The following is an 11,976-nucleotide window of genomic DNA, read 5'->3' as shown; positions in this document are numbered from 1 at the left end:
CCCATTCTACGCGGGCGCGCGGGCGCGGCCCGGCGGGGTCAGACCGGCTCGCCGCCCAGCCATACTCGGGCGACGCGCAGGTCGGCGCTCAGCAGCACCGCGTCGGCGAGGCGCCCCGGCTCGAGGGTTCCGAGATCCTCCCGGCCGAGCACGCGCGCGGGGGTCTCGGTGAGGGCCTGCACGGCGGCGACCAGTGGCACCCCCGCCGCGACGGCGACGCGCAGGGCCGCATCCTGCGTCAACGTGGACCCGGCGATCGTGTCGGTGCCGGCCACGTGCGCGACGCCGCTCGTGACCTCCACATCGAGCGCGCCCAGGCGATACACGCCGTCGGCGGCGCCCGCCGCGGCCATAGCGTCGGTCACGAGGGCGAAGCGGCCTACGGCGGCGGATGCGGCGATCCGCACGACATCGGGATGCAGGTGCACGCCGTCGGCGATGATCTCCAGCACGACACGGTCGTCCGCGAGCGCCGCCCCGACCGGCCCCGGGAAGCGGTGGTGGAGCCCGGGCATCGCGTTGAACGCGTGCGTCAGCACCGTCGCCCCTGCGTCGAAGGCCGCGGTTGCGATCCGGGCGTCGGCGGAGGTGTGTCCGACGGCTGCGACGACGCCCGCCTCGACGATGCGGCGGACGGCGTCGAGGCCGCCCGGAAGCTCCGGGGCGAGCGTCACCTGGCGCACGGTGCCGCCGCCGGCGGCAAGCAGGGCGTCCAGCGTCTCGGGGTCGGGTGCGCGCAGCAGGTCTCCGGCGTGCGCGCCCCGGTGACCCGGTGCGAGGAAGGGACCCTCCAGATGGGAGCCGAGGATGTCGGGGGCGGTGCGGGTCAGGGCCGCGATCATCCTCAGTCGGTCGACGAGGTCGTCGAGGGTCGAGGTCGCGAGCGACAGGACGGCGCGTGTGGTGCCGTGCGCGAGATGCAGCGCGCGGGCGGCGCGCACCGCATCCGGTCCGTCTTCGTAGGAGCGGCCGCCGCCCCCGTGCCCGTGCAAGTCGATGAACCCCGGGCTGAGGACCGCGTCCGGGCCCGCCAGGGCACGCGCATCGACGATCGTGTCGCCGTCGTGGTCGCACCAGCCGGTGCCCGTGCCGCGGTGCGTGATGCGCCCGTCGTCCCAACGCGCCCAGCCGTCCGGCGTCTCGCGGCCGCCGTCGACGATCCGTGCCGAGTGGACGATCACGCTCATGGTCGGCGCCACGGAACGTCGTCGATCCGGCGATAAGTGAGCCCGTCGGCATCCCACCGCGTCGCGAGATCCGCCAGGCGCTCGCGGAAGCTCTCCCACGATCGGGATGCGCGCGCCGACCAGGCCACCTCGGCGGCGGCGGCGAGACGGGGGAACACCATCTGCTGAATGTCGTCCTCGGTGCGGATCGTCTCGGTCCACAGCGCCGCTTCGACACCGAGGATCTGCTCTTCGCGGATGCCGGAGACGACCTCGACGGGTTCCCAGTCGTACGCGCGGTGCAGCGGCGTCGGCCCGTTCGCCCACGTGAGGCCCAGTGCGGACTCCGCACTGTCCTTCATGTCGAGATAGACCGCATCGGCGGGCGACAGGATGAGGCGTCCGCCGCGCTCGAGGAAGCCGCGGGCCTTCTCGTCGGCGCCGTCGACGGGGCGCACGAAGCCCCAGTACTGGCCGATCGTGCCGGCCGCGAGGTTCGCCGCGGTGCCGGCCTCGTGCCAGGCGATGGGCGTCTTCTGCCGCGAGGCCACGAGCGTGGTGACCTCCGCGATCGCCGCGGCGTAGTCGTCGCGCGAGGTGCCGAGGGCTTCGTCCCCGCCGATGTGCAGGTACGGTCCCGGCGTCAGCTCGGCCAGTTCGGTGAAGACATCGCGCAGGAACGCGCTCGTCGCCGCCTCGCCGATCCGCAACGACGAGAAGCCCACGCCGAAGCCGGTGTACGCCTGCCCGGCGACGGGCAGGCCGCCCCCGAACTCCGCGGCCGTCTCCTCGAGCTCGGGCGTGACGACGGGAGGCCGGGCGACCTCGGGGTACGCGAGCCCCACGGCGTGCGTGTGGCCCGGGACGTCGAACTCGGGGATCACCGTGATGTGATGCGAGGCCGCCGCATCCAGGATGCGTCCCCAGTCGGCGCGTGAGTAGCAGCCGCCCGCATCACCCAGGGCCGCCGAGCCCGAGGCGGCCTCCGCCAGACGGGGCCGTGAATCCAGCGCGAGCCGCCAGCCCTGGTCGTCGCTGAGGTGAAGGTGCAGCACGTTGAGCTTGAGCTCCGCCATCCGCTCGAGCAGGCGTTCGACGACGTCGACACCGAAGAAGTGCCGGGCGACGTCGAGCATCAGCCCGCGGTGGGCGAAGCGGGGTGCGTCATCGATCACGACGGCGGGCCACACCCATCCCTGCCTCGTGGGCGCCACCAGTTGGAGCAGCGTATGCACGCCGTGCTGGAGGCCTGCGGCATCGGATGCGGTGAGCTCGACCGTGTGCGCATCGATCGTCAGCCGGTAGGACTCCGCGGCGCCCTCGCCGTCGATGCGCAGGCGGATCGGCGCGTCCGAGGCAGCGGGGAGTGAGAGGCCGGTGCGCCGGTGCAGCCGCGCGATCAGGAGGGCGACCGCCTCCGCCTCGCCGGTGATCGAGACCGCATCCGTCAGCGCGAAGGCGCCGTCGCGGAGGGCCACGGACGTCGGTCGCGGGACGAGGCCGGTTGACATGTAAGGAACCTTAACAAACCTGTTCCCGGCGCACCATGCGTTCGTCCGCCGTCACCGTGCGTTCAGGTGTGCCCGGTGTCCGCTTCCGGTATGCTCGATCGCGTCGCGACTGGCGTTGAGGTGGATGACCACCGGGGAGCGACCGACACGGTATTCGGCCGTACGCCTGGGCCGATACGGAACCCTTCTGTCCGAAACCGTCGTCAGGGAGAGTCATGACCGACCCGTACTTCAACGCCCCCCTCGCAGAGGTCGACCCCGAGATCGCTCAGGTTCTCGAGCGCGAGCTCGAGCGTCAGCGCGGGTATCTCGAGATGATCGCGTCCGAGAACTTCGTACCCGTCTCGGTGCTGCAGTCGCAGGGCTCCGTGCTCACGAACAAGTACGCCGAGGGCTACCCGGGTCGCCGCTACTACGGCGGCTGCGAAGAGGTGGACGTCGCCGAGGAGCTGGCGATCGCCCGCGCCAAGTCGCTGTTCGGCGCCGGTTTCGCCAACGTGCAGCCGCACTCCGGTGCGTCCGCCAACGCCGCGGTGCTGCACGCGATCGCCCGCCCCGGCGACACGCTGCTCGGCCTCTCGCTCGACCAGGGCGGTCACCTGACGCACGGTATGAAGATCAACTTCTCCGGCCGTCTCTACAACATCGTCGCGTACGGCGTCGACCCGGAGACCAGCGTCATCGACATGGACGAGGTGCACCGCCTCGCCGTCGAGCACAAGCCGAAGGTCATCATCGCCGGCTGGTCCGCGTATCCCCGCCAGCTCGACTTCGCGCGCTTCCGCGAGATCGCCGACGAGGTCGGCGCTTACCTCTGGGTCGACATGGCGCACTTCGCGGGCCTCGTCGCCGCGGGCGTGCACCCGAACCCGGTCCCGCACGCGCACGTCGTCTCCTCGACCGTGCACAAGACGATCGGCGGCCCCCGTTCGGGCTTCATCCTCACGAACGACGAGGACCTCGCCAAGAAGATCAACACCGCGGTCTTCCCCGGCCAGCAGGGCGGTCCGCTCATGCACGTGATCGCCGCCAAGGCGACCGCGTTCAAGCTTGCGGCGACCCCCGAGTTCAAGGAGCGCCAGGAGCGCACGGTCCGCGGTGCGGCGATCCTCGCCGATCGGCTCGCCCAGCAGGACGTGAAGGATGCCGGCATCGCGGTGCGCTCGGGCGGCACCGACGTGCACCTCGTGCTCGTCGACCTCCGGGAGGCGGCCATCGACGGCAAGCAGGCCGAGGATCTCCTCCACGACATCCACATCACGGTCAACCGCAACGCGGTGCCCAACGACCCGCGTCCGCCGATGGTCACCTCGGGTCTGCGCATCGGTACGCCGGCGCTGGCGACGCGCGGGTTCGGCGACGCGGAGTTCACCGAGGTCGCCGACATCATCGCGCTCGCGCTGCTGCCCGGCGCCGACGTCGAAGCGCTGCGCACCCGCGTCGCGGCGCTGACCGCGGCGTTCCCGCTGTACCCCGACCTCCAGCAGTGATCGGAGCGGATGCGGCAGCACCGGGTGTTGCCGCATCCGTATCCCTACGTGCATAGTGATTGAGTACCCTCGGTCGCGACCCTGCGCTCACCGCGCAGATCGGCGTGTGCTCGGGGCGGGCTCGAAGAGGAGACGACAATGACCGCGATCACACTCGACGGCGTCCGCACCGCGGCCGCGATCAAGGAAGAACTCACCGCGCGCGTGGCGGCACTCGCCGAGCGCGGGGTGGTTCCCGGCATCGCCACGGTGCTGGTGGGGGCGGATCCCGCCTCGCAGCTGTACGTGGGCATGAAGCACAAGCAGTCCGTCGCGATCGGGATGAACTCGATCCAACGGGAGCTGCCCGCGGATGCCACGCAGGAGGACGTCGAGGCGCTGATCGACGAGCTCAACGCCGACCCGACCTGCCACGGGTACATCGTGCAGCTGCCGCTGCCGAAGCACCTCGACACGGACCGCATCCTGGAGCGGATCGACCCAGACAAGGACGCCGACGGGCTGCACCCCACCAACCTCGGCCGTCTCGTGCTGAACGTGAACACGCCGATCACCTCGCCGCTGCCGTGCACGCCGCGCGGTGTGATCGAGCTGTTGCAGCGCAACGGCTACGACCTGGCGGGCAAACACGTCGTGGTCGTCGGCCGCGGCGTCACGATCGGCCGCTCGATCGGGCTCCTGCTCACGCGCCGCGACATCAACGCCACGGTCACCCTGACCCACACCGGTACCGCGGACCTCCCGTTCCACCTCGCGCAGGCCGACGTCGTGGTCGCGGCCGCCGGCGTCAAGCACCTCGTACGCGCAGAGCACCTGCGCGCGGGCGTCGCCGTGCTGGATGTCGGCGTCACGCGTGAGACGCATCCGGAGACCGGCAAGAGCATCGTCTACGGCGACGTGCATCCGGATGTCGTGGAGGTCGCCGGCTACGTGTCGCCGAACCCCGGCGGTGTGGGGCCCATGACCGTGGCCCTGCTGCTCACGAACGTCGTCGAGGCCGCGGAGCGCGCCGCAGGTCTCTGACACGCCGGCGCCGCGGCACGGCTCGTCGTGACGCACCTCAGCCGATACCGCGGATTCCGTCTGGCGGGGACCGTCCAAGCGCGGTTCCCGGCTGAGTCGTGCACGCTGGCCCGCGGTAACGCGCCCGTGATCTCGGGCTGAGACGATCGGATCATGCTGACCCTGCGCGGCGCGCGCCGCATCCTCGTCGACCGTCGCACCGAGCGGGACGGCGACCTCGTGCTCGACGGCGCCGTGGTGTCATCGTCGGGGGAGGCACCCGGCGAGACGCTCGATGTGTCCGGCTGTGTCGTGACGCCGGGGCTCATCAATGCGCACCACCACCTCCTGCAGACCGGCTTTCGCACCTTGCCCGCAACCCGGGGAGTGCCGATGCGGGACTGGCTGCCGGCGATGGCCGCGGCCTACGCGGGCGCCGGCATCGACGCCTCGCTCACCGGCGCCACGGCCTCAGCGGGCATCGCCGAGTCGCTGCTGAGCGGGGTGACGACGGTGGCCGACCACCAGCTGAACTGGCCCGACCCCGTGGGCTCGCCGCATCCGGTCGACGACACCGTCGAGATCGCCCGGTCCGTCGCGGATGCGGCCGCCGAGCTCGGTGCCAGGCTCGTCTTCGTGCGCGGCTCTGCCCGGGACGCCCCCGAGGCGGCCGAAGCGAGCGCGCGCGCCATCGCCGCCGCGCTCTTCGCGCCGGGTGCGGGCGGGGTGAGCGCCGACGGGATGCTGCAGCTCGCGGTGGGCCCGGCGGGCGTGCATTCCGACGGGGAGGACACCTTCCGTGCGCTCGGAGCCGTGGCGCGCGAGTACGGACTCCGCCGTCGGACGCAGGCGAACGAGCAGGTCGACACGCAGATCGCGCTCGATCGCTACGGCCGGCGCCCCCTGGACCTGCTGGAGGAGTGGGGGTGGCTCGCTCCCGATGTCACGATCGCCCACCTCTGCGATGTGACGGATGCCGAGATCGACCGTCTGGCCGCGGCAGGAGTCACCGCGACCCACGCCCCCGGGTGCGACGTGCCGATGGGATGGGGGATCGCGCCGGTCGCACGGATGCGCGAAGCCGGCATCGCGGTGGGACTCGGCACGTCCGGAGGGGGATCCAACGATGCCGGCCATCTGCTGGCCGACGCGCGGCTGGCCCTGCAGGTGTCGGCACTCGTGGGTCCGCAACTCGACGCGCGCGACGTGCTGGAGATGGCGACCGCCGGCTCCGCTGCGGGGCTCGGCCGGCCCGAGCTCGGCCACCTGAGGCCGGGAGCGGCCGCGGACGTGTGCGTGTGGGACGTGGACTCGGTGGCGGATGCGGGTGTCGCGGATCCCGTGGCGGGACTGCTCTGGACCGCCCCCGGGCGCAGGCCACGCCACGTGATCGTCGCGGGGCGTGTGGTCGTGCGCGACTACCGTCTCGTGCGTGCCGACGAGCGCGCGATCGTCGAACGACTGCGTACGCGGGTCGGTCGCTGACCAGCGCCCGCGCCCTCAGAGATCGAGCACGATCCGTCCGCAGGCCGCGCGCGAGACGCAGACCATCATGACGGTCGAATCACGCTGCTCGATCGGTGTGAGCACCGAGTCGCGGTGCTCGATATCGCCCTCGAGCACCGGGACCTCGCACGTGCCGCATGTGCCGCGGCGGCAGCTCGAGAGCACGAGCGTATCGGGGGATTGCTCGCGGATCGCGTCGAGAACCGACTGCTCCGGCGAGACCACGACGACGTCGCCGCTCATCGACAGTTCCACCTCGAACGGCCCCGGCCACACCGGCTCCCCGAACTCCTTCGCCTCGAAGCGCTCCACGTGCAGCGCGCGCTCGTCGATGCCCGCCTCCAGCGCGTCCAGCATCCGCTTCGGTCCGCATGCGAACACGGCCGTGCGCTCGTCCACGGATGCGGCCAGCGCGTCGATGTCGAGGCGGGCGCCCTCGTCGCGGGCGTGGATGCGTACGCGGTCGCCGTACGTCTCGGCGAGCTCCGCCGCGAAGGCCATGCCGGCGCGCGTGCGCCCGGCGTAGTCCAGCTCCCACTCGGCACCGGCGGCTTCGGCTGCGGCCGCCATCGCCCGGATCGCCGTGATGCCGATCCCGCCCGCCACGAACCGATAGCGCGTACCGGGGGAGACCTCGAACGGGAAGTGGTTGCGGGGGCCGCGCACGCGCACCCGCGTGCCGACCGCGAGCTCGTCGTGTACGCGCACGGATCCGCCGCGCCCGCCCGTCTCGCGCAGCACCGTGATGCGCCATCGCCCGCGCTCCGCGGTGTCGCCGCACAGCGAGTACTGGCGTTCCACCGGTCCGGTGCCGTCGGCATCCGGAAGGATCACGTCGAGGTGGGAACCGGGGGTCCAGGCGGGCAGATCGCGCCCGTTCGGAGACGCCAGATCGAAGGCGACGATGTCGCCGGTGAGCGCGGTGCGCTCCACCACGACCAGATCGCGTTCGACGTCGCTGAAGTAACTCACAGCGCGCCACGCTAATCGGCCCGTGTGACGAGCAGATGACGACGGGTGCGTTACCGGCGGGAAATGCGCGGCGGATACGGTCGGCGCTGGCGCCCGACGGTGCCGGAGAGGGAGCGCCATGACCGAGTCGCCGCAGGCCACGATGATCGATCGGATCGCGGGGGCCGCGCTCGCGGACGGTTCCCGCGTGGACGTCGTGATCGAGGACGGCCGGATCGCCGCCGTGACGCCGGCGGCCTCCGTCCCCGCACCCGGTGCGCACGATCTGTCCGGCTTCCTGCTGCTCGCCGCTGCGGCCGAGCCGCACGCGCATCTCGACAAGGCGCTGAGCTGGGATGCCATCCGCTCGCCGATGGGGGATCTCCGCGCGGCGATCGCCGCCTGGCGCGTCTACGCCGAGAGGATGACCGTCGCCGATGTGACCGAGCGGGCTCGCACGCAGGTGCTCCGGATGCTGCGCAACGGCACCACCGCCATCCGTACGCACGTCGACGTGCTGCTGGGCGACGCGCCGCTGCGCGGAGTCGAGGCGCTCGTGTCGCTCCGGGAGGAGCTGGCCGCACTCGTCGACATCGAGATCGTCGCCCTCGCCGGGCCCGACGTGCCGACCGCGCACCTGGAAGCGGCGCTGGATGCGGGCGCCGACGCCGTCGGGGGAGCATCCCACCTCGCGGACGACCCGGTCGCGGACCTCCATCGGCTGCTCGATGTCGCCGAGCGTCGTGGCGTGCCCGTCGATCTGCACACGGATGAGGGGCTTGCGGCAGCCGTGACCCTCGACGCCTACGCGCGACGCACCCGCGGCTGGTCGCAGAACCGCTCCGCGGGGCACTGCGTGCGTCTCGGCACCCTCGACGAGCCGGCGCGCGATGAGGTCATCGCGGAGGTCGTCGCGTCGGGGGTGGGCATCATCGCCAACCCGATCACGAATCTGTCGCTGCAGGGGTGGAGCGTCCCCGTCGCGACGCCCCGCGGCATCGCTCCGGCCCGAGCGCTCCTCACGGCGGGCGCGCGGTTCGCCGCCGGTGCCGACAACGTACGCGACCCGTTCAATCCGCTCGGCCGCGGAGACGCGCTCGAGACCGCGATGCTCCTCGTCGTCGCCGCGCACCTCACGGCGGAAGAGGCGTACACCGCGGTCTCCACCGGTGCACGCGAGGTCATGGGGCTGCCGGAGGCGGGTGTCGCCGTCGGTGCGCGCGCCGACCTGCTCGCGGTGCGGGCGGAGTCGCTGGTGCAGGCGATCGCCGAGGCGCCGGCGGACCGCCTGGTGATGCGCGGTGGTCGGCTCGTGGCGGCCACGACGACCGAGGGCTGGGTCGCCGCCCCCTGATCGCAAACCGCGTGTTGCGTGCGCGAAACATGAACGGCGCATGATGATCGCGGGCCACGGCCTCTGCGCGGCGAGTGACTCATCACCCGGCTCGTCGCGCTCCTTCGTCGGGAGATGCACGCGAAGGAGGATTCCGATGACCGCACCCGATTACGCCGCCCTCGAGGGGGAACTGCGCGACCTGCTGGGCCCCCGCGGCGTCTCCAGCGACATGCGCCAGCGCGAGAAGGCATCCGTCGACGGTGCGCGGATGTCGCCGATCATCGCCGAGATGCTGCCGCTGGGGATCGCCGACCTCGTCGCGTTCCCCACGACCGCACAGGAGATCGCGGACGTCGTCGGCCTGGCCGCCCGTCACGGCGTGGCCATCACGCCACGCGGCAAGGGGACGGGCAACTACGGGCAGGCCATCCCCATGCCGGGCGGACTCGTCCTCGACACCTCGCGCGCCCGCACGATCGTGGAGGTGGGTGACGGCTGGATCACGGCGGATGCGGGTACGCCGATGAACGCCCTCGAGGCCGCCGCCCGCGCCACCGGTCAGCAGCTGTGGATGTACCCGTCGACCGTGCACACCACGATCGGCGGGTTCCTCGCGGGCGGATCCGGTGGGACGGGAACGATCGCGCACGGCTCGAACGATGCAGGCTTCGTCGTCGCGCTCGACGTCGTGACGCCCGCATCCGAGGGCGCGCTGCGGCACGTGGAGGGCGACGAAGCGCAGGGCTACGTGCACAACTACGGCACCGCGGGCATCATCGCGCGGGCCACCGTGCGTCTCGAACCGCTGCAGGACTGGCGAGGCCTCTACGCGTCGTTCCCCGACTTCTCCGGAGCCCTGTCCGTGCTGCGAACGCTCGGCCGGATGACGCCGGCGCCGCGGCTCGTGTCGGCCGACACCCCGCACATCACCGCGCAGCTGCCGCCGGACGAGGCGTTCCCCACCGGTCGCAGCTCGCTGCGCATGATCGCGGATGCCCGCATCCTCGAGGACGCGATCGCCGTCATCGAGCAGGCCGGCGGAAGGATCGAGGACGTGCGGGAGGGGCCGGGCGTCAGCGCCGCCATCTCCGTGCTCAGCTACAACCACCCGATCGAGTGGCTGCAGAAGTCCGAGCCGGGCGTGTACTTCCACGTCGAGGTCTCCGGTGACGCACTGGTCGAGCGCATCGACGATGTCCACGCCGTCTACCCCGGCGGCCAGTTGCACATCGAGGCGGGTCACACCGTTCCGATCGGGATGCTGGCGGGTGTCTACGAGAGCCCGGAGGCCGTCTACGCCGGCATCGAGCGGCTCGGCGAGCTGGGCGTCGGCGTGCACAACCCCCACCAGTGGAACGTCGATTTCCGCCTCGACGAGACGGTGGCGCTGGCGCGGCGCACCGACCCGCAGGGACTGCTGAATCCGGGCAAGCTCAACCCCGACTACGCCGGCCCGACCAAGGGGGCGATCCGATGACGGCGACCACGAGGCGATGGGACGATCTCTCGGGACCCGCGCTGGTCGCCGCCACGAGCGACCGGTCGATCGCCGTCGTGCCGATCGGGGCGATCGAGCACCACGGTCCGCATCTGCCGCTGCGCACCGACACACTGATCGCGGAGGCGGTCGCCACCGCGGCCGTCGAGCGCGTCGTGGCGCAGGGCGTGGATGCGTGGCTTCTCCCGACCCTCGCGTACGCCAAGTCCGATGAGCACTACTGGGCCCCGGGAACGCTCTGGATGGAGGGCACGACCTTGCTGCAGCAGCTCGTCGAGATCGGCCGCGCCATCGCTCAGACGCCCGTGCGCACCGTCGCCTTCGTCAACGGCCACGGCGGCAACGTCATGCTCCTCGGCTGGGTCAACCGGGAGCTCCGGCGCCGATTCGGGCTGCGCTCGTTCTCGATGGGCTCGGGCGCGGGTGTCGCGGGCGACGGGCGCGACGGTCGGCCCGACGAGCTCGGACAGGGCATCCACGCCGGATGGGGCGAGACCTCGGTCCTCATGCACCTGGCGCCGCACCTGGTGGCGCAGGAGCTGCCGCCGCGCAATGTGCCCGAGCGCATCGCGGGACTGACCCACATCGGCTTCAACGCGAAGCCCGTGATGTTCGGCTGGACGAGCGACGACTTCGGTCCCGACGGTGTCATCGGGGACCCCACCGGTGCCAATGCGGAGGACGGGCGGCGGATCTTCGAGGCCGGCGTCGCGTTCGTCGCCGACGCTCTCATCGAAATCGACGGATTCGAGTTCGCATGACCGGCCCTCCCGCATCCGACGTCGTCGCCCTCCGAGTGCCGCGCATCGACGTGGCCACCGACCCGGTGCACGCCGACGACCCGCCGCGCGATCCCCTCGCCCTCGCGGCTTCCTGGCTGCCCGGGGAGGGCGAGGAACGCGCCCTCATGACGTTGTCCACGGTCGACGAGGAGGGATTCCCCCGCGCGCGTACCGTCATGCTGACCGAGTTCGACGGGGAGCGCTTCTTCTTCCACACGGATGCGGCGAGCCGGAAGGTGCGGGAGCTGAGCCTCAATCCGCGTGTCGCGCTGACCGTTCTCTGGCCCGGATTCACGCACCAGCTCGTCGTGCAGGGGACCGCGGCCGTGGCGGAGGAAGAGGAGATCGCGCGCGCCTACGCCGGTCGCTCCGACTACCTGCGCCAGCTCGCCTGGCTCAACACCGCCGAATACGCCCGCCAGCCGCGTTCGCGCCGCGAGCGGCAGTGGGCCGCGTTCGCCGCGGCGAACCCGCATCCGGCGCAGCCCGACGGCTGGATCGGATACGCGGTGCGGCCGCGGCGCATGCTCTTCTGGACGTCGCATCCCGCCGCGGCGAGCCGCCGCCTCGAGTACGTGCGCGAGGACGGCGGCTGGATCTGTCGGCACCTGCCGGGCTGAGCCGGCCGCCCGGGTCGGCGGGTCCCGCCGGTCACGCCGGTCGGAGAAGTCGGAGAAAGCGCGAAATGTCGGAGGATCCGCGCCGTAACCTCCGACATCCGTGCGAATCTCCGA

The 11,976-nt window shown here is 71.9% G+C and carries 10 protein-coding genes and 1 riboswitch; of the genes, 7 read left to right on the top strand and 3 right to left on the bottom strand.

Annotation, left to right across the window (positions count from 1 at the left end; translation table 11 throughout):
* Nucleotides 1-38 precede the first annotated feature (38 nt).
* Entirely contained in the window at nucleotides 39-1,187 is a 1,149-nt protein-coding gene (gene nagA, locus LXM64_RS12480; protein ID WP_234073476.1) for an N-acetylglucosamine-6-phosphate deacetylase, read from the bottom strand.
* Entirely contained in the window at nucleotides 1,184-2,677 is a 1,494-nt protein-coding gene (locus LXM64_RS12475) for a beta-N-acetylhexosaminidase (protein WP_234073475.1), read from the bottom strand. Before LXM64_RS12475 ends, nagA begins: the two co-directional genes overlap by 4 nt.
* Nucleotides 2,678-2,772: 95 nt before the next feature.
* A riboswitch (ZMP/ZTP riboswitch) is annotated at nucleotides 2,773-2,856 on the top strand.
* Between the two features lie 36 nt (nucleotides 2,857-2,892).
* On the opposite strand from LXM64_RS12475, the gene glyA reads away from it, so the two are divergent.
* The 3 genes from glyA (at nucleotide 2,893) to LXM64_RS12460 (ending at nucleotide 6,654) form a co-directional block, all read left to right on the top strand.
* Nucleotides 2,893-4,167 carry a serine hydroxymethyltransferase gene (gene glyA, locus LXM64_RS12470; protein WP_234073474.1) on the top strand — a complete coding sequence of 425 codons (1,275 nt, stop codon included), beginning with the start codon at nucleotides 2,893-2,895 and terminating at the stop codon, nucleotides 4,165-4,167.
* Nucleotides 4,168-4,305: 138 nt separating this feature from the next.
* A complete protein-coding gene (locus LXM64_RS12465) occupies nucleotides 4,306-5,190 on the top strand; it encodes a bifunctional methylenetetrahydrofolate dehydrogenase/methenyltetrahydrofolate cyclohydrolase (protein WP_234073473.1) in 885 nt (294 codons plus the stop codon).
* Between the two features lie 153 nt (nucleotides 5,191-5,343).
* Nucleotides 5,344-6,654, top strand: coding sequence for an amidohydrolase family protein (locus tag LXM64_RS12460; protein ID WP_234073472.1), 1,311 nt, complete (start codon nucleotides 5,344-5,346; stop codon nucleotides 6,652-6,654).
* 15 nt (nucleotides 6,655-6,669) lie between these two features.
* Here the strand turns inward: LXM64_RS12460 and LXM64_RS12455 are convergent, their stop codons facing one another.
* Nucleotides 6,670-7,647 carry a PDR/VanB family oxidoreductase gene (locus LXM64_RS12455; protein WP_234073471.1) on the bottom strand — a complete coding sequence of 326 codons (978 nt, stop codon included), beginning with the start codon at nucleotides 7,645-7,647 and terminating at the stop codon, nucleotides 6,670-6,672.
* 118 nt (nucleotides 7,648-7,765) lie between these two features.
* Between LXM64_RS12455 and LXM64_RS12450 the strand changes: the two genes are divergently transcribed.
* From LXM64_RS12450 to LXM64_RS12435, 4 genes are all read left to right on the top strand, one after another.
* Nucleotides 7,766-8,980, top strand: coding sequence for an amidohydrolase family protein (locus LXM64_RS12450; RefSeq protein ID WP_234073470.1), 1,215 nt, complete (start codon nucleotides 7,766-7,768; stop codon nucleotides 8,978-8,980).
* 136 nt (nucleotides 8,981-9,116) lie between these two features.
* Entirely contained in the window at nucleotides 9,117-10,439 is a 1,323-nt protein-coding gene (locus tag LXM64_RS12445; RefSeq protein ID WP_234073469.1) for an FAD-binding oxidoreductase, read from the top strand.
* A complete protein-coding gene (locus LXM64_RS12440) occupies nucleotides 10,436-11,221 on the top strand; it encodes a creatininase family protein (protein WP_234073468.1) in 786 nt (261 codons plus the stop codon). Before LXM64_RS12445 ends, LXM64_RS12440 begins: the two co-directional genes overlap by 4 nt.
* Nucleotides 11,218-11,862, top strand: coding sequence for a pyridoxamine 5'-phosphate oxidase family protein (locus LXM64_RS12435; protein ID WP_234073467.1), 645 nt, complete (start codon nucleotides 11,218-11,220; stop codon nucleotides 11,860-11,862). The genes LXM64_RS12440 and LXM64_RS12435 overlap by 4 nt, the downstream gene beginning before the upstream one ends.
* Nucleotides 11,863-11,976 lie beyond the last annotated feature (114 nt).

Source organism: Microbacterium binotii (assembly GCF_021398715.1).
GTDB lineage: Bacteria > Actinomycetota > Actinomycetes > Actinomycetales > Microbacteriaceae > Microbacterium > Microbacterium binotii_A.
The sequence above is the reverse complement of the archived record's forward strand: the minus strand, read 5'-3'. Positions and strand labels throughout refer to the sequence as shown.